The 18723-nt window shown below is 69.6% G+C and carries 12 protein-coding genes; 1 reads left to right on the top strand and 11 read right to left on the bottom strand.

Annotation, left to right across the window (positions count from 1 at the left end):
• Nucleotides 1-31: 31 nt before the first annotated feature.
• The 10 genes from ACFQ6X_RS07060 to ACFQ6X_RS07015 form a co-directional block, all read right to left on the bottom strand.
• Nucleotides 32-1429 carry a hypothetical protein gene (locus ACFQ6X_RS07060; protein WP_383177142.1) on the bottom strand — a complete coding sequence of 466 codons (1398 nt, stop codon included), beginning with the start codon at nt 1427-1429 and terminating at the stop codon, nt 32-34.
• Nucleotides 1430-1490: 61 nt separating this feature from the next.
• Complete coding sequence (locus tag ACFQ6X_RS07055) at nt 1491-4577, bottom strand: glycoside hydrolase family 3 N-terminal domain-containing protein (RefSeq protein ID WP_383177139.1); 3087 nt, start codon at nt 4575-4577, stop codon at nt 1491-1493.
• A gap of 38 nt (nt 4578-4615) precedes the next feature.
• Nucleotides 4616-6490: a discoidin domain-containing protein gene (locus tag ACFQ6X_RS07050; RefSeq protein ID WP_383177136.1), complete on the bottom strand. Its 1875-nt coding sequence runs from the start codon at nt 6488-6490 to the stop codon at nt 4616-4618.
• Between the two features lie 21 nt (nt 6491-6511).
• Entirely contained in the window at nt 6512-7921 is a 1410-nt protein-coding gene (locus ACFQ6X_RS07045) for a GH1 family beta-glucosidase (protein WP_383177133.1), read from the bottom strand.
• 47 nt (nt 7922-7968) lie between these two features.
• Nucleotides 7969-8964, bottom strand: a complete 996-nt coding sequence (locus ACFQ6X_RS07040; protein WP_383177130.1) for an ABC transporter ATP-binding protein — start codon at nt 8962-8964, stop codon at nt 7969-7971.
• Nucleotides 8961-9974, bottom strand: coding sequence for an ABC transporter permease (locus ACFQ6X_RS07035; RefSeq protein WP_329207078.1), 1014 nt, complete (start codon nt 9972-9974; stop codon nt 8961-8963). The genes ACFQ6X_RS07040 and ACFQ6X_RS07035 overlap by 4 nt, the downstream gene beginning before the upstream one ends.
• Nucleotides 9975-9976: 2 nt before the next feature.
• Nucleotides 9977-10957: an ABC transporter permease gene (locus ACFQ6X_RS07030; protein ID WP_383177126.1), complete on the bottom strand. Its 981-nt coding sequence runs from the start codon at nt 10955-10957 to the stop codon at nt 9977-9979.
• Entirely contained in the window at nt 10954-12009 is a 1056-nt protein-coding gene (locus ACFQ6X_RS07025) for an ABC transporter ATP-binding protein (protein WP_383177123.1), read from the bottom strand. Before ACFQ6X_RS07025 ends, ACFQ6X_RS07030 begins: the two co-directional genes overlap by 4 nt.
• A 19-nt stretch (nt 12010-12028) precedes the next feature.
• Nucleotides 12029-13708: an ABC transporter substrate-binding protein gene (locus ACFQ6X_RS07020; RefSeq protein WP_383177120.1), complete on the bottom strand. Its 1680-nt coding sequence runs from the start codon at nt 13706-13708 to the stop codon at nt 12029-12031.
• Between the two features lie 141 nt (nt 13709-13849).
• On the bottom strand, nt 13850-14824 hold the full coding sequence (locus tag ACFQ6X_RS07015) for a LacI family DNA-binding transcriptional regulator (protein ID WP_329207086.1): 975 nt from the start codon (nt 14822-14824) through the stop codon (nt 13850-13852).
• A 302-nt stretch (nt 14825-15126) separates the two neighbouring features.
• On the opposite strand from ACFQ6X_RS07015, the gene ACFQ6X_RS07010 reads away from it, so the two are divergent.
• Nucleotides 15127-16995 carry a lectin gene (locus tag ACFQ6X_RS07010; RefSeq protein WP_383177116.1) on the top strand — a complete coding sequence of 623 codons (1869 nt, stop codon included), beginning with the start codon at nt 15127-15129 and terminating at the stop codon, nt 16993-16995.
• Nucleotides 16996-17004: 9 nt separating this feature from the next.
• On the opposite strand, the gene cimA is transcribed toward ACFQ6X_RS07010, so the two are convergent.
• Entirely contained in the window at nt 17005-18612 is a 1608-nt protein-coding gene (gene cimA, locus ACFQ6X_RS07005) for a citramalate synthase (RefSeq protein ID WP_383177113.1), read from the bottom strand.
• Nucleotides 18613-18723: the final 111 nt, after the last annotated feature.

Here is an 18723-nt window from a genome sequence, read left to right as displayed (position 1 = left end):
GAGTCAGACCCCCTGGGTTCGGACCCCTGGGTCAGAACCCGCCCCCGCCGAAGTCACCACCGCCGAAGCCGCCGCCGTCACCAAAACCTCCGCCGTCGCCGAAGCCGCCGCCGCCGAACCCGGAGGAGTCGAAGTCGGAGCCGGAGGAGTCGCCGCCGCCCCACTCCCCGCCGCCCCCGCCGAAGTCACCGCCGCCGTACTCCGACGCATAGGCCGGGGTGGCGAGCATCGAGCCGAGCATGGTCCCGACCAGCAGGCCGGGCAGCAGGCCGCCGCCGAAGTAGCCGCCCGCCCAGGGGCCGTACGCCGGGCCCGCCTCCCAGTACGGGCGGCGCCGGCCGTCGCCCACGTCGACGGTGCGGCTCATCGGGTCCTCGCCCTCGCGCAGCCGCACCTCGTCCGCGCCGCAGACCGGAACCTCCCGGGCGGCGCCGCCGGACGGGCTCCACAGGGCGTCGGCGACCGACGGGCCGTGGCGCGGGTCGAAGAAGCAGGGCGGGCGACGGGCCGGGAGGGCACCGCCCTTGCGGCGGGCCTCCAGGACGGCGAGGGAGAAGCGGCCGTCCTCCAGGGCCTGGGTGACCCCGCGCACGTCGGACGGGTGGCGGGCATGGCCCATACGGGACTTGGCGTCCTCGTAGGAGTCGAGCGCGCGCTCGTAGTCCGTGCGCATCGCGTCGTCGGCGCCCGCCTCCGCGGGGTGGAAGTCGAGCCGGTCCAGGGTTTCGCCGTACGCGGTGATGTCCTCGTCCACGACGACCCGGAGCTTTTCGAGAGAGGCCTGTTCCTCTTCCTCCTTGCGCTTCCTGTTGCGGCGGACGATCGCGTACGCGCCCGCGCCGCCGGCCACCGCCACCGCGCCCAGGGCGATCAGGCCGGCCGCACCCGCCGCGCCGTTCTCGTCGCCGTCGGTGCCGGACCACGAGGCGGGGGCGCTGCCCCTGGCCTGTTCGACGGCGCGGTCGACGAAGGTGTTGAGCTGGGTGGCGGCGTTCGTGTCCGTACCGGGCGCCTCGACGGCCGTGGTGAGGTTGTCCACCGCCCGGACCGGCATGACCTGCGGGTCGGCGCCCGCGTCGAACCCGTCGCCGAGCCTGACCGCGTAGACGCCGGTGATTCCGGTGGAGGTACGGAGGTTCTGGAGGAGGTTCTGCTCGGGGAATTCGGACGTCGCCGGGAGCACGGCCACGAAGACCGGCTTGTCGGCGTCGAGGATCTTGTCCTCCAGGGCCTTCTCCTGCGAGGCGGAGAGCTGGCCGGTGGCTGCCGGGTCCACGTACACCGGGTCCTCGCGCAGGGCCTGACCGGCCTGGTCGACCGTGGCGGGGGCGGCGGACACGGCCGGTGCAGCGGGGGACAGCGCCAGCACGGCCGCCGTGAGTATCAGCAGCAGGCAGGCCCAAAGGGGGGCGAACAGCCTCTTCCGCATACTCCGAAAGTAACCCAAGTGGGCGACAAATGCGCCGCCCACTTGGGTTTCCTCCGTGTTGTTACGCGGCGCGGTACGCCGTGCGCAGCTTCGCCACCGCTCCGGTCAGGTCACCGGTGAGCAGCAGGTGGTCGGCCTCGGCGAACGGCTTGGACACCGCCGCTGTCGGCGTCCCGCCGGCCTTCTGCTGGACCAGCAGCCTGGCCTGGTCCACGATCGCCTTGCCCGCCGGGGTCTTCCCGAGGTGCGCCTTCTCGGCGAGGTGCGCGGCCGCGGCGAGGGCGGTGAGGGTGAGCTCGCCGCCTCCGGGGACCTTCTTCAGGGTGGTCAGTCCCCATCCGTACGGGAACTGCGGGTCGTACGCCGCGTCGCCGACGTTGATCGGCAGCTGCGACTCGGACTTCGGCCAGGTCACCGGGAGCTGTCCGGTGAAGGCCTTCTTTCCGTAGAGGACGTCGGCGACGCCGTCGCCCTCGGTGCCCGGCAGCCAGGAGGCCACCAGCGCGTCGATGTCACCGAGCTTGTCGCCGATGAGCTGCGGACGCCCGGAGACGATCAGGACCGCGCACTTCATCGCCGCGCAGACCTTGTCGACGGCTGCCTGATCGGCGGCCGTGAGCACCAGGTCGTGGCCGTTGCCGACGTCACCGATCCCTTCGGCGTACGGGGTCTCGCCGACGACCACGACACCGACGTCGTAGCCGTCCGTGGCAGCCGAGGCGTCCTTGGAGTACGTGGCCGAGGCGTTGTTCTTCCTGATGCCCTCCAGGATCGTCGTACCCGTGGTGGTCCTTCCGGATGCTCCCTGCCAGCTGACCGTCCAGCCGCCGGCCTGGTTGCCGAGGTCGTCGGCGTTGGAGCCGGCGACGTAGACCTTCTGGGACGGCCGGAGCGGGAGGACCGCGCCGTCGTTCTTCAGGAGGACCTGGGACTTGGCAGCCGCCTCGCGGGCGACCGCGCGGTGGTCCGCCGAGCCGACCTCGTCCAGGTTGGAGGGGTCCGCGTACGGCTTCTCGAAGAGGCCGAGGCGGAACTTCTGGGTCAGGATCCGTGACACCGCGTCGTCGATCCTGGCCTGGCCGATCCGGCCGGCGGTGACCTCGGCCTGAAGGGTCTCGGTGAACTCCTGGTATCGCGTCGGGACCATGATCATGTCGAGTCCGGCGTTGACGGACGTCCGCACGTCACTGGCGTAGTCACCGGGTATCTGGTCGATGGCCTGCCAGTCGCTGATGACGAAGCCCTCGAAGCCCATCCGGTCCTTCAGCACACCGTTGATCATCTCGGCGTTGGCGTGCATCTTCACCGGGCCCACGTCGTCACCGAGGATGTCCAGCGAGGAGTAGGACGGCATGACCGTGCCGACTCCCCGCTTCACGGACTCGGCGAACGGCGAGAGGTGGACCGCTTCGAGCTCCTCGCGGGTGACCTTCGTGATGCCCTGGTCGATGGGGTACGAGCCGGTGGTCGACGAACCGAACTCGGTGCCGCCGTCACCGACGAAGTGCTTGGCGCTGGCCAGCACCTTGTCGCTCCTGGCCAGGTCCTTGCCGGAGGCGTGGCCCTGCATGCCGGTGATCACCGTCTCCATGGCTTCCACCAGGGCGGGGTCCTCGCCGTACGCCTCGTAGGAACGGCCCCAGCGCTCGTCGCGGGTCACGCACACGCAGGGGGCGAAGTCCCACGGGATGCCGGTCGCACGCACCTCGCTCGCGGTGACCGCACCGGTCTTCTCGGCGAGCTTCGGGTCGCGGCCCGCACCGATGCCGATGTTGTGCGGCATGATCGTCGAGCCGATCACGTTGTTGTGGCCGTGCACCGCGTCCACGCCGTAGATCAGCGGGATCTGGAAGCGGGTCGCTCGGGCGCGCAGCTGGTAGGCGTCGACCATCTTCGCCCAGGCCGCGGCCGTGTTCGGGGTGGGTACCGAGCCCCCGCCGGAGAGCAGCGAGCCGAGGTCGTACGCGGCGATGTCGCCCTGGGACCTGAGCGCGTTGCGCTCGGCCTGGGTCATCTGGCCGGCCTTCTCGGCCGGCGACATCCTCGACAGCAGGTCCTCGACGCGCTTCTTCACCGGAAGCTTCGCGTTCTGGTACGGCAGTCCGTGGGCGTCGATGACGACCTGCGGGTTCTCCTTGGGCGGCTTGGCCCCGGTGACGGTGAGTTCGAGCGGGACCGTCTCGGCCGACTCGGCGCCGCCGTCCTTCCGCGTGGCCACCGAGACCGTGTGCGTGGTGCCGGAGGCGGTACCTGCGGGGAAGGTGTGGGTGCCGGTGACCGGGGTGTAGTCCTTGCCGGACTCGGCGCTGCCGCCCTGGGTCGTGTACGCGACGGTGACGGGCTCCTCGATGGGGACGGAGCCGGTGGTGGCGACGGAGATCCTGATGTCCGCCGTGCCGCCCTCCTTGACCGGGTGCACGGCCGAGTCGATGACGACGCTCGACTTCAGTGCGGGGTCGGCCTTCCCGTACAGCTCGACCGCGTCCATGGCGAACGCGCCGGGGGCGCCGGGCGGGAGCGTGAGGGCGTAACCCCACATCTCGTCGAGGCCGAGGACCTGGTCGATGCCGCCGACGGGCTGGTAGTCGGCCCGGTAGACGAAGTCCGCGAACGGGATCTCGACCTGGTGCCAGCCCTCCCAGTCGTCGGTGAACGAGGTGGTCCACAGCTCGGACGCGCCGCCGTTGGCGCCGCCGTCCTTGATCTCGAAGTTGATGCGCTTGCCCGAACCGGGCGGCAGGGGCGCGGTGTTCTGGCCGTACCACCAGAAGCGGATGCCCTTGTGGGCGGTCCAGTTCTCCGGGGGCTGGTCGACGGCGAACTCGTGGCTGAGTCCGCCCCAGGCGCTGATGTCGTAGGTGCCCTGGAGGACCTTGGCACCCTCGGGGGCGTCGGCGCGCTCCTTGAACTCCAGAGCGGGGTGGTCATCGGCGTCGCCGCCCCAGGTGAAGAGGGAGTTCGCGGGCGGGTTGCCGAGCGGCACCTCGCCCTCGAAGCGGTCGACGAGTACCGGTGCGGGCTCGTCCCCCGCCGCTGCCGCGCTGGGGACGGCCCCGGCGAGCAGTCCGGCGAGGACCGTGACGGCGGCGAGCGCGGCGGTCGCCGGTCTCGCTCGGTTGAGTGGGCGGGTGTGCGGTGTGCGTGGCATTGCGGCTCGTCCCTTGTTCGGTCGGTCTCGGGTGTCGGCTACTTCTGCTCGACCCGCACCCAGTCGATCTCCGCCTTGATGCCGCCCTGCGCGACACGGTCGACGCTGGACTGCGGGAGACCCCAGTAGGGCTGGGTGACCTTGTTCCACCCGGCGGGGTAGGCCCCGCCGAGGGCCAGGTTGAGGATCACGTACTGGTTGTGGTCGAAGACCCACTTGCCGCGGGTCGACTCGAGCTTCTGGCGGGAGGTCTGCTGGACGACGCGGTCGTCGACGGTGAACGTCATGCCCTCGGGCGTCCACTCGACGCCGTAGGTGTGCCACTGGTCGGCGCGCCCGCCGTTCGGGAAGGTCTGCTGCTTGCCGATGTTGCCGTCGGCGGAGTAGCCGGGTCCGTGCAGGGCGGAGCTGGTCCAGTCGCCGTATCCGATGTTCTCCATGATGTCCGTCTCACCGGAGCCCGGCCAGGAGACCGCCGGGTCGTCGACGTCGCTGCCGAGCATCCAGAAGGCGGGCCAGTAGCCGTCGCCGACCGGGAGCTTCATGCGGGCGCTGACCTTGCCGTAGGTGAAGTCGAACTTGGTGTTCGTGTCGACCCGGCCCGAGGTGAAGTCGAAGGTGCCGTTGGGCGTGGAGGTGCAGCCCTTGCAGTACTTGGACTCCAGGACCAGGGCGCCGTTCTCGGTGCGGATGTTGTTCGTCGAGTCGACGTACGCCTGCGACTCGCCGTTGACCGGGCCCATCTCCGTACCGGTGCGCACCACGCGCCACTTGGAGCGGTCCAGTCCCGAGCCGGTGAAGTCGTCGAAGAAGCGGGTGGTGTACGCGCCGCCCGGGTCCTTGGGCAGGGCCGGGTAGGCGGCAGCGGCGTTGCCGCCGGTGCCCCAGACCTGGAACTCGTAGAGGGAGTAGCCGAACTGGGCGGTGGAGGGTGCGGGGTTGTAGAAGGAGCGGCGCTCCTTGCCGAGCATCCGGACGTAGCGGCCGGTTGCCGGGGCGGCCAGGTTGATCGTGTCGTGGCGCCCGACGGCGTCGCCCGGGGACTTCACGTCGGCGCGCCTGGCGGCGACCTCGGCGGCGGACGGGCGGTGGACGGTGCGCCAGTTCCTGTTGTCGTCGGAGACCTGGATCTCGTAGTCGACGGCGTAGGCCGCCTCCCAGTACAGGTCGACGCTGCTGATGGTGGAGGTGGCGCCGAGGTCGACGCCGACCCAGCGGTCCGCGTTCCAGTCGGAGGACCAGCGGGACCGGTCCGCCTTCAGGTCGGCGGGCCAGCCGCCGTCGGTGACGTAGGCGGGCGAGTTGCCGGCGTGCTGGTAGAGGTTGCCGAACGTGGGGTGGTTCAGGGCGAGGTTGGCGCGGGTCGTCGAGGCGGGGGCCGGCTCGCCTCCGTACACCTGGAAGGAGAAGAGGGAGTAGCCCCAGGCGGTGGCCCGCTCCACTCCGCGCATCCGGACGTAGCGGCCGGTGACCTCCTGCGGGTACGTGTGGGCGGTGACGGTGCCGCCGGTGCCTTCGGTCTCGGTGTAGAAGGTCGTCCAGTTGGTGCCGTCCTTGGACACTTCCAGGACGTACCGCTTGCCGTACGCGGCCTCCCACTCCAGCTTGACCTGGTTGATGCGGATGGTGGAGCCGAGGTCGACGCGTATCCAGGCGTCGTCGGCGAAGTTGCTGGACCAGCGGGTGGCGGCGTTGCCGTCGGCGGCGGCTCCGGGTCCCGATGCGCCGTTCTCACTGCCGGACGCGGTGACCGCGCCGGGGTTCGCGGTGTAGGCGGACGCGGCCCGGTCCGTGTCCCAGGCCGCGGCGGCGGCTCGGACGGCGGGGTCGGGGGTGGGTGCGGCGAAGGCCATGGGGGTGGCGAGTGCGACCAGGGCGGCGGTGGTGGCGAATAACGTCGTACGGGAGGGCATGTGGGGGTGCTCCAATGCGGGTCAGTCGTGACGAGCGTTCCGGGTGAGGTGGACCGTGTCGCGGTACCACTTGGCGCTGTCCTTGAGCGTCCGCTCCTGCGTGTCGTAGTCGACGCGGACGATGCCGAACCGCTTGTCGTAGCCGTAGGCCCACTCGAAGTTGTCCATCAGCGACCAGGCGAAGTAGCCCCGGACGTCGGCGCCCTGGGAACGGGCTTCGGACACGGCTGCGATGTGGTCGGCGAGATAGGCGGTGCGGTCCGCGTCGGGGACGGAGCCGTCGGCGGCGACGGTGTCGTCGAAGGCCGCCCCGTTCTCCGTGATGACGGTCGGCAGCGCGTAGTCGCGCTGGAGCCGCAGGAGCAGATCGGTGAGTTCGGTCGGGGTGATCTCCCAGTCCATCGCGGTACGGGGCAGGTCACGCTCCACACCACGGGTGACGGGGAGTCCGTCGGCGTCGGTGGGCGATCCGTCCTCGGTGACTCCGGAGAACAGGGCGCCGCGGTAGAAGTTGACGCCGAGGACGTCGAGGGGGGTGGCGATGACGGCCAGGTCGCCGTCCTGGACGGGCAGTTCGATGCCCTGGGCCGCGAGGTCGTCGACGACGTCCTGCGGGTAGCTGCCGCGGACGATCGGGTCGAGGTAGAGGCGTGTGCCCATGCCGTCGGCACGGCGGCAGGCCTCGCGGTCGGCCTCGCTGTCGGTCTCCGGGGTCGCGGTGCCGAGGTTGAGGGTGATGCCGAGCTCCAGCGGATTGTCGCCCGCGGCCTCCCGCATCCGCTGCGCCGCGAGCCCGTGGCCCAGCAGGAGGTGGTGGACGGCGCCCATGGCGTCGCCCATGTCGCTCCGGCCGGGGGCGTGGGCCCCGTAGGCGTAGCCGAGCATCGCCGAGCACCACGGCTCGTTCAGCGTCGTCCAGTGCTCGACCCGGTCGCCGAGCGCCTCGTAGGCGAGCATCGCGTAGTCGGCGAAGCGGAACGCGGTGTCACGGGCCGGCCAGCCGCCCGCGTCCTCCAGCTCCTGCGGCAGGTCCCAGTGGTAGAGGGTGATCCACGGGGTGACGTTCCTGTCCTGGAGTTCGTCGATCAGCCGCTTGTAGAAGTCGATGCCCTTGGCGTTGACGGGCCCCCGCCCGCCCGGCTGGATGCGCGGCCAGGCGAGCGAGAAGCGGTACGTGTCGACGCCGAGGCCCGCGATGAGCTCCACGTCCTGGGGCATCCGGTGGTAGTGGTCGCAGGCCACGTCGCCGTTCTCCGCGTTGTGCACGGCGCCCGGGACCTCGCAGAAGGTGTCCCAGATCGACGGGGTGCGGCCGTCCTCCCGCGGGGCCCCTTCGATCTGGTACGAGGAGGTGGCGACGCCCCAGCGGAAGTCGGCCGGGAGTCCCTGGACGGCGGCGGGCTGCAGGCTGCGGGGCGTGGCGAGATTCATGGGTCTCCGTAAGTCCTTTGTGGGGGTGCGGTAGGGCGTCGGGCGGGTCAGGCCGGCTGGGTGTGCAGCCAGCAGGCGACCTCACGGTCCTGGGTGGCGTCCGGCGCGGCCAGGACCGGGACCCGCTGGGCGCACGGCTCGAAGGCCTTGCCGCAGCGGGGGTGGAAGGCGCAGCCGGTGGGCATCGCGCTGAGGTGCGGGGGAACGCCGGGGATGCCGGTGAGCTCGCGCCGGGGTCCGTGCAGCGCGGGGAAGGAGTGCAGCAGCCCGTCGCTGTAGGGGTGGCGGGGGTCGCGGTAGATCTCGGCCGCGCCGGCCTGTTCCACGATCCGGCCCCCGTACATGATCGCGATCCGGTCCGAGAACTCGATCAGCAGGGAGATGTCGTGGGTGATGAACACGACGGAGAAGGAGAGCTGTTCCCTCAGCTGGACCAGGCGGCGCAGGATCTGGCGCTGCATCACGACGTCGAGCGCGGTGGTCGGCTCGTCCATGATGACGATCTCGGGTTCCAGGGCGAGCGCCATCGCGATCATCACGCGCTGGCGCATTCCGCCGGAGAGCTGGTGCGGGTAGGCGGCGAGCCGGTCGGTGGAGATGCCGACCAGGGTCAGCAACTCCTCTGCCCGTGCGGTCCGTTCGCGGGACCGCATGTCCGGACGGTGCGCCTTGAGGACATCGGTGAGCTGGCTGTGGACGGTGTGCACGGGGTTGAGGGAGTTCATCGCCCCCTGGAACACGATCGACAGTTCCTGCCAGCGGAAGGCGCGCAGCTCGTCCGGGGACAGGGAGAGGATGTCGACGGGCTCGGCGCCCGGACGGTGGTAGTGGACGTCGCCGCCGGTGATCACCCCGGGCGGGGAGAGCAGCCGGGTGACCGCGTACGCGAGGGTGGACTTCCCGGATCCCGACTCGCCCGCCAGGCCGAGGACTTCGCCGCGGTGCAGGGTGAGGTCGATGTCGCGCAGTGCCTGCACACCGCTCGATCCGGTGCCGTAGTCGACGTTCAGTCCGCTGATGGTGAGGATCGGCTCGCCGGTCATTCGCTCTGCTCCTTGGTGCGCGTGCCGGTGCGGGCGGCGTGGGTGCCGGTGCGGTCCGTACGGGCCACGGGGGTGAATCCGACCCGCATCTTGACCTTCCGTGAGGCGCCGGTCGCCGTACGCAGCCGCGGGTTGACGAACTCGTCGATGCCGAAGTTGATCAGGGCGAGGGCGGTGCCCAGGAGGGCGATGCACAGGCCGGCGGGGACGAACCACCACCAGGCGCCCTGGGCCAGGGCCTGGTTGGACTGGGCCCAGAAGAGCACGGTGCCCCAGTTCCAGTGGGAGATGTCGGCGACGCCGATGAAGGCGAGGGTGATCTCCGAGAGGATGGCGAAGATGACGGTGCCGACGAAGCCGGACGCGATGACGGCGGTCAGGTTCGGCATGATCTCGAAGAGGATGATCCGCCAGGTCGACTCGCCCGTGGCGCGGGCCGCCTCCACGTAGTCGCGCCGTCTCAGCGAGAGTGTCTGCGCCCGCAGGATCCGCGAGCCCCAGGCCCACGAGGTCAGGGCGATCACGGAGGCGATGAGCAGGTCCCCGGTGTCCGGGACGAAGCTCGCGATGATGATGATCAGCGGCAGTCCGGGGATGACCAGGAAGATGTTGGAGAGCATCGAGAGGATCTCGTCGGCGGCCCCGCCGAGGAATCCGGCGCTGACCCCGATCAGTACGGACAGGGCGGTCGCGAGGATGCCGGCGATGAAGCCGACGACGAGGACGCCCCGGGTGCCGACGAGGATCTGCGAGAGGACGTCCTGCCCGGTCTGGGTGGTGCCGAACCAGTGGGCGGCGGACGGGGCCTGCAGGAGTTCGTCGCTCATCATGTCGGGGTCGTACGGCGCGAGCCAGGGCCCCGCGACGGCGAGGATCACGAAGAAGCCGAGGATCAGCAGCCCGGTGCGGGCCTTCCCGCCGCGCAGGAAGCGGAACCTGGCCCTGCTGGTGGGTGCGGCCGGGGCGGGCACCCCTTCGAGCACGGCGGTGTCGGTGGCGGTGACGGCCATCGTCAGGCCTCCTTACGGGTGCGCGGGTCGAGGAGGGCGTAGATCATGTCGGCCAGCAGGTTCGCTGCGAGCACCGAGAGCGTGATGATCAGGAAGACGCCCTGCATCAGCGGGTAGTCCTTGGCTCCGACGGCCAGGAAGAGCTGGTAGCCGATGCCCGGATAGGAGAAGACCATCTCGACCAGCAGCGTGCCGCCGACGATGAAGCCCAGTGAGAGGGCGAAGCCCGAGATGTTGGGCAGGATCGCGTTGCGGGCGGCGTAGCCGAACATCACGCGCCGCTCGGAGAGCCCCTTGGCCTGCGCCACCATGACGTAGTCCTCGGAGGAGACCGTGACCATCATGTTGCGCATGCCGAGGATCCAGCCGGCGATGGCGCTCAGCACGATCGTCACGCCGGGCAGCACCGCGTGGTAGAGCGCGCTGGAGATGAACGGCCAGTCGAAGGCCGGGACGAGGGAGCTGTCGTACCCGCCGGCGGCCGGGAAGAACGGCCACTTCACGGCGAACAGGGCGATGGCGATGAGGCCGAGCCAGAAGTACGGGATGGCGGAGATGAAGGTGGTGACGGGCAGCAGGCCGTCGAGCCAGGAGCCGCGCCGCCAGCCGCTGTAGACGCCGATCCCGGTTCCGAGCAGGAAGCTGATCATCGTGGTGACACCGACGAGCGCGAGCGTCCACGGCAGTGACTGGGAGATCACCTCGCCGACCGGTGTCGGGAAGAAGGTGAAGGACAGGCCGAGGTCGCCGTCCAGGAGGTGCGACCAGTAGTCGGTGTACTGCTCCCAGATGGATTGGTTCTCGTCGAGGCCGAACAGTGCCTTCAGGGAGGCGATGGCACTCGTGTCGAGCTGCCCCTGGTAGCGGCTGATCAGCGCTTCGACGGGGTCACCCGGCATCAGGCGCGGGATCAGGAAGTTGATGGTGATGGCGGCCCACGCGGTGACGGCGTAGAAGGCGAGCCTCTGCAGCATGTACTTCACTTGCCGCCCCCCTGTGCGGTGGTTCCGTCGTACAGCCAGCAGGCGGCCCACTGGCCGTCCGCCAGGTCGAAGCGCGGCGGCAGCTCGGTGCGGCAGCGTTCCATGGCCTTGGGGCAGCGGGGGTGGAAGCGGCAGCCGTCCGGCGGGGCGATCAACGAGGGCGGCTCGCCGCTTCCGGTCTCTTCCTGCGCCTGCTCGTCGGCAACCCGGTCGGGGTCCGGCGCGGAGGCGATCAGCAGCTGCGTGTACGGGTGCGCGGGGCGCTGGGTGACGGTCTCGCTGTCTCCGCCCTCGACGATCCGGCCCGCGTACATCACCAGGGTCGTGTCCGCGAAGTAGCGGGCGGAGGCGATGTCGTGGGTGATGTAGAGGATCGCGAGGTGCAGGCGCTCCTTGAGGTCGCGCAGCAGGTTGAGGACGCCGAGCCGGATCGACACGTCGAGCATCGACACCGGCTCGTCGGCCAGCAGGACCTGCGGGTCGGCGCCGAGCGCGCGCGCGATCGCGACGCGCTGGCGCTGCCCTCCCGACAGCTCGTGCGGGAACTTCTCCAGGAACTGCTGGGGAGGGGTCAGCTGGACCCTCTCCAGCAGGGCGGCCAGGTTCTTCTCCAGGTCCACCTCCCCGTTCCCCGCCCGGCCGTGGATCTTCAGCGCCCGGGTGAGGTGGTAGCGCACGGTGTGCACGGGGTTCAGGGAGGCGAACGGGTCCTGGAATATCAGCTGGACCTGTTTCACGTACGTACGGAAGGACCGGCCACGTCCCGCCTTCACGGCCTTGCCGCCCATGTGTATCTCGCCCTCGGTGAGCGGATACAACTGGGCGAGCAGCCGTGCGACGGTGGACTTCCCGGAGCCGGACTCCCCCACCAGGGCCGTGACGGTGCCGCGCCGGAGCTTCAGCGAGACGTCGTCGACGGCGTGGACGGTGCGGCGTCTGCGGGCGAGGATGTCGCCGCCCGTACGCCGCACGGGGAAGTGCTTGGTGACTCCGCGTGCTTCGAGGACCACATCGGTCTCGGTGCGCACGTCGTGGGACTGTTCGGTGCTCATGGCCGGTTCTTCCCTGTACTTACTTGGCGGGCGTCAGGTTCAGCACGATCTCCAGCGCGGTCGGCTGGGTGTGCTGCGGCGGCGCGTAGGGAGAGGACTCGGTGGGCCAGCCCACCCAGTTCTTCGTGGAGTACTCGGCACCGATGGGGGCCGCGGCCGTCGGGATGACCGGAGCCTCCTCGACCATGATCTTCTGAATGACGTTCAGGGCCTTGGTGCGGGTGGCGTCGTCCGTGGCGTTGGCGTACTCCTTGAGCGCGGCGGTGGCCTCGGGGCTCTTGAAGCGGCCGAAGTTGCCGAGCTGGGAGCTCTTGCCGATGGGCTGGAGGATCGCGCCGTCCATGATGTTCTGGTACAGGTCGTACGGGGTGGCGCCGCTGTTGGTCCAGTGCAGGGTGGCGTCGAAGTTCCCGGTGGCGACGTCGTTGCCCCAGGCCTCGGCGGTCTGCGTCTTGACCTTGGCCTCGATGCCGAGTTCCTTGATGCTGTCCTTGATGATCGACAGCCCGGTGATGTAGTCGTTCCAGCCGGCCGGGTCGGTGAAGGTCAGCTTCACGGGCTTGCCGCTCGGGTCCTTCAGGACTCCGCCGCTGAGCTTGAATCCCGCCTCGTCCAGGATCTTCTTGGCCCCGGCGACATCCGGCTTGGTGGTGGCGTCCTTGTACTCGGGCGCGAGGAACGACTCACCCGCGGGCAGCGGGATGCCGGTCGGGTTGGTGATCTCCGGGTAGAGCGTCGCCTGGGCCTGGACGTGGATGGCCCTGCGGTCGACGACCATGGCCATCGCCTTGCGGAGCGCCGGGTTGTCGAAGGGCTTGCGTGCGGTGTTGAACCACAGGCCGTGGATGCCGAGCCCCGAGGGGAACCACAGCTTGTGGTTCTTGGGGTCCTTGGCCACGTACAGCTGCTTGTAGTTCGGCATGAAGACGAACGACCACTCGACCTTGCCGCCCGCGAGCGCCGTGGTCGCCGCGCTGTTGTCGTTGTACGCGGTGTAGCGCAGCTCCTTGACCTTCGTCTTGCCCTTCCAGTAGGTGGGCGTGGCGGTCAGGGTGGTGGTCTGCGGGGTGAACGTCTTCAGCTTGTACGGGCCGGAGCCGACCGGGGTGCGGTTGGGCCAGGTCTCCGGGTTCTCGACCTTCTCCCAGATGTGCTTGGGCACGATGAACGTCTGGATGATCTTGTTCTGGTTGACGAACTGGGATTCCTTGAAGGTCAGGACGACCTTGTCGCCCTCGACGGCCACCCCGTCGAAGGGGATGCCGTTGCCGTTGAGCGCCGGGTGCTTCTTGAGCAGCTCGAAGGTGAACGCGACGTCCGCGGAGGTCAGCGGCTTGCCGTCGGCCCACTTGGCCTTGTCGTCGAGGGTGAAGGTGACCTTGGTGAAGTTGGACTCCCACGTCCAGTCCGTCGCCAGCCAGGGGTCCGCCTTGTCGGTGGGGCGGATCTGGTTCGTCATCGTCAGCGGCTCGTAGATCATGTAGCGGTAGCCGAGCACGGCGCCGGCCGACGTCGACAGGAACGGGTTGCTGTTGTTCGTCTGCGGCCCGTCCGGCTTGCCGATGGTCAGTACGCCGGAGGCACCGGCGCCGCCCCCTTTGTTGGCGCCCGAGTTGGCGGACGAGCAACCGGTGGCGAGTGCGACCACGGCGGTGGCGACGGCGACCGCTCTGAGCGTGGTGTGACGGCGTGCGGACATGGCGACTCCAGGAAGGACTGCGGGTCTGGGAGATCCGGGATACGGGCAGCGCTCGGCGCGCCGGTTACGGGCGGTGCGACTTACGGGTGGTGCGTCGTGGAGGACTTCAGGAACGGACGGGGCCCGTCGGGGCCCTGTCCGTCACGGCGCCGATTGGCGCACGACCAGTTCGGTGGGCAGCACGACCGGTCCGTCCGGTACGGCGGTGCCGCCGAGGTGGGAGAGCAGCAGCCGCGCCGCCGTTTCGCCCATCTGCCGGGTGGGCTGGTGCACGGTGGTGAGAGGCGGTTCGGTGTGTTCGGCCATCGGGATGTCGTCGAAGCCGACCACGGCGATGTCGTCCGGCACACGGCGTCCCGCGGCCCGAAGGGCCCGCAGGACGCCTGCGGCACTGATGTCGTTGTGGGCGAAGACCGAGTCGAACTCCGTACCGGAGGCGAGGAGTTGCTCCACCGCCAGCCGGCCGCAGCGTTCGGTGAAGTCTCCGCTCACGACCAGATCGGTGGGCAGGACCGACCGGAACCCCGCAAGCCGGTCGCGTACGCAGCCGAAGTGCTCGGGTCCGGTGAGGACCAGGGGCCTGGTGCGTCCGGCTGCCTGCAGATGGCGGGCGGCGGACGCGCCTCCCTCGTGGTTGGTGGTCACGACGGAGGGGAATTCGGGGTGGTGGCCGCGATCGTCGATGAGCACGATCGGCAGGCCGGACCGGTGCAGTTCGGTGAGGTGGGCCAGGGTGTTCTCCGGTTCGACGACGACGAGTCCGTCGAAGGCGCGCGCTGACACCTGGCTGGTGAAGCGCTCCACAGACTCGGCACCCCGGTTGCAGGTGAAGAGCAGCAGTCCGTAGTCGGCGGCCTCCACCGTGTCGACGACGCCCTGGAGCACTTCGCCCATCCACGGCCAGGTCAGCGAGGGCACCAGCATCCCGACCGTGCGGCTGCTGCCGCGGGCCAGTCCGACGGCGCCAGAGCTGGGCACATAGCCGAGGTTGGCGATCACTTCACGAACGCGGGCCGCCGTTGAACCGTCGACCTCGCCCTTGGTGTTGATGACCCGGGACACGGTCGTCTTGCTGACGCCGGCCTCACGGGCGACATCGGCGATGGTGACACGCAACGGGGCCTCCAGGGACAAGGCAGGACAGGGCGGGGCAAGCGGTGGACCACGACTTCGGTACCGGTTCCGCAACCGGTACCGGAACCGGTACCGGCGTTGCGGCTGGAGTTAACCCCGCCGGAACAGGGCCGTCAATACTTCACGCCGAGATTGGTCCGGACCCATCGTCGAAGCAGGTCCGAGAGCCCATTCGTTCACTTCTTGAACGTGCCTACCTCTTGACGCGAACACGTAAGAGCAGTTCACTCACGCCTCGTTCGACGGCACTTCCCCCACGCCCCTGCCGAGAAAGGCAGCAGCCCATGATCCGAACAAACAGAGCGGCGAGAGTCATCGTCGCCACGGCGCTCGCGACCGCAGGCCTGGCCGGGCTCTCCTCCGGTACCGCACAGGCGGCCGGCGAGACCGTGAACATCGTGCTGACCACGACGGACGACTCCGGCGGCCGCCATGTGACCCGCGGCCTCCAGGCGCAGACACCCGTCGCCTTCGGCGCGGGCAACGGCGGCTCGGGCACGAACATCACGGTCGACGAGAACACCCGGTACCAGACCTTCACCGGCGGCGGCGCCTCGTTCACGGACACGGCGGCGTGGCTGATGAAGGGCAGCGGCGCACTGAGTCAGGCGACCCGCGACGAGACGATGAAGAAGCTGTTCTCCCCCACCGACGGCATCGGGCTCTCGTTCGTACGCAATCCGATGGGCGGTTCCGACCTCGCGCGGTTCGGCTACACGTACGACGACATGCCGGCCGGGCAGACGGACCCGAACCTCGACCACTTCTCGATCGCACATGATCTGCAGGACGTGCTGCCGCTCACCAAGCAGGCCAAGCAGCTCAACCCCGCCCTCACGACGGTCGCCTCCCCGTGGACCGCGCCGGCGTGGATGAAGGACAACGGGCAGCTGAACGGGGGCTGGCTGAAGGCCGAGAACTACGGCGCGTACGCCAACTACTTCGTGAAGTACCTCCAGGCCTACCGCGACCAGGGCGTCCCGGTCGACTACGTCACCGCGCAGAACGAGCCGACGTGCTGCTCCGGCTACCCCTCGATGAGCTGGAACGGCTCGGGGCTCGCGTACTTCACCAAGAGCGAGCTGCTGCCCAAGCTCCAGTCCGCCGGCCTCGCCACGAAGGTGCTGGCCCACGACTGGAACTGGGACACCTACGACGCGTACGCCGCCGCGACGGTCGACGACGCCGCGGTGCGCAGCCACCCCAACTTCGGCGGGATCGCCTGGCACGGCTACGGCGGAGACATCGCCAAGCAGACCACCGTGCACAACCAGTACCCGGGGCTGGACGCCTTCCAGACCGAGCACTCGGGCGGCACCTGGATCGCCGACCAGCAGCGCGAGGACATGCTCAACATCATCGACTACACCCGCAACTGGGCGAAGTCGGTGACCAAGTGGTCGCTCGCCGTGGACCAGAACCGCGGCCCGCACAACGGCGGTTGCGGCACCTGCGACGGGCTGGTCACCGTGCACAACGGGGACAGCAGGCACGGCCAGGTCGACTACACCGTCGAGTACTACACGATGGGCCACCTGACGAAGTACGTCCGGCCGGGGGCCTCCCGCATCTCCTCCACCGCGAGCTCCACCGTGCCCAACGTGGCCTGGCGCAACCCTGACGGATCCAAGGCCCTGATCGCCTACAACGGCTCGACGTCGGCGCAGCAGGTCACGGTCAACTGGGGCGGGCAGAAGTTCACCTACTCGCTGCCCGGCCGCACCTCGGCGACGTTCACCTGGGCGGGCACCCAGTCCGGCTCCTCCGGCAGCTCGGGAGCCCTCGTCGGCACCGGGGGCAAGTGCCTGGACGCCACCGGCAACACCGGGGCGAACGGCACGCCCGTCCAGATCTGGGACTGCACGGGCGCGGCCAACCAGCGTTGGACGGTCTCGGGCGACGGTTCGATCAAGGTCCTGGGCGCCTGCCTGGACGTGACCTCGGGGTCGACGGCCGACGGAGCAAAGGTCCAGCTGTACACCTGCAACGGGTCGGGAGCGCAGCGCTGGACGTACAACTCCTCGACCGGGGACGTGGTCAACACGGCCGCGGACAAGTGCCTCGACGTGACCGGCCAGTCCTCGGCGAACGGCGCCGTCACCCAGATCTGGTCCTGCACCGGAGCCGCCAACCAGAAGTGGCGGCTCCAGTAGGGATCCCTCCTAGTCGGTGGGCTCGACGCCGGCCCGCAGCAGGCCGTAGGTGTACGCGTCCTCCAGGGCCTGCCAGGACGCGGCGATGACGTTCTCGGCCACGCCGACCGTCGCCCAGTCACCGGATCCGTCGCCCGTGGTGATCAGCACCCGGGTGGTGGATTCGGTGCCGGTGCGGCCCTCCAGGATGCGGACCTTGTAGTCGACCAGTTCCAGCTTGGCCAGCTGCGGGTAGATCCGCTCCAGACCGACGCGCAGCGCCCGGTCCAGGGCGTTGACCGGGCCGTTTCCCTCGGCCGTGGCGACGATCCGCTCGCCCTTCGCCCAGAGCTTCACGGTCGCCTCGTTGGCGTGGGTGCCGTCGGGGCGGTCCTCGACGATCGCCCGCCAGGACTCGATGCGGAAGTAGCGGCGGGGCCTGCCTTCGACCTCCGTACGCAGCAGCAGCTCGAAGGACGCGTCGGCCGCCTCGTAGGTGTAGCCCTTGAGTTCGCGCTCCTTGACCCGCTCGACGACCCGCCCGACGAGCGCGCGGTCGTCGCCCAGGTCGATCCCGAGCTCCTTGCCCTTGAGCTCGATGGAGGCACGGCCCGCCATGTCGGAGACGAGCATCCGCATGGTGTTGCCGACGAGTTCCGGATCGATGTGCTGGTAAAGGTCCGGGTCGACCTTGATCGCGGAGGCGTGCAGTCCGGCCTTGTGCGCGAAGGCCGAAACACCCACGTAGGGCTGGTGGGTGGAGGGGGTGAGGTTGACGACCTCGGCGATGGCGTGCGAGATGCGGGTCATGTCGGCGAGCGCGCCCGCGGGCAGAACGGTCTTGCCGTACTTGAGTTCCAGCGCGGCCACGACGGGGAAGAGGTTGGCGTTGCCGACCCGCTCGCCGTAGCCGTTGGCGGTGCACTGGACGTGGGTGGCGCCCGCGTCCACGGCGGCAAGGGTGTTGGCGACCGCGCAGCCGGTGTCGTCCTGGGCGTGGATGCCGAGGCGGGCGCCGGTGTCGGCGAGGACGGTGGCGACGACCGCCTGGACCTGCGCGGGAAGCATGCCGCCGTTGGTGTCGCAGAGGATGACCACGTCGGCGCCGGCCTCGTAGGCGGTGCGTACGACCGACTTGGCGTACTCGGGGTTGGCGCGGTAGCCGTCGAAGAAGTGCTCGCAGTCGACGAAGACGCGGCGGCCCTGTTCGCGGAGGTGGGAGACGGTGTCGCTGACCATCTCCAGGTTCTCCTCGAGGGTGGTGCGCAGGGCCAGTTCCACATGGCGGTCGTGGGACTTGGCGACCAGCGTGATCACCGGGGCGCCCGAGGCGAGGAGCGCCTGGACCTGGGGGTCCTCGGCGGCCTTGCCGCCCGCTCTGCGGGTGGCGCCGAAGGCGACGAGCTGGGCGTGCTGGAACTCGATCTCCTGCTGCGCGCGGGCGAAGAACTCGGTGTCGCGGGGGTTGGCACCCGGCCAGCCGCCCTCGATGAAGCCCACACCGAAGTCGTCCAGATGCCGGGCGATGGTCAGCTTGTCCGCGACCGTCAGGTTGATGCCTTCACGCTGCGCACCGTCGCGCAGGGTGGTGTCGAAGACATGGAAGCTGTCGTCGGAGGCCGTGGCCTTGGTGGTCATGCTGTCTGACTCCTGTCGGGTGAGCGGATCCGGACGAATCGGCTCCACTTGCCCCCATCATCTCGCGTGCCTCGCCCCGGCCGTGGTGGGGGCCGGAAAACGAAAAAACCC

This window comes from Streptomyces sp. NPDC056452 (assembly GCF_042796085.1).
Taxonomy (GTDB): Bacteria; Actinomycetota; Actinomycetes; order Streptomycetales; family Streptomycetaceae; genus Streptomyces.
The sequence above is the reverse complement of the archived record's forward strand: the minus strand, read 5'-3'. Positions and strand labels throughout refer to the sequence as shown.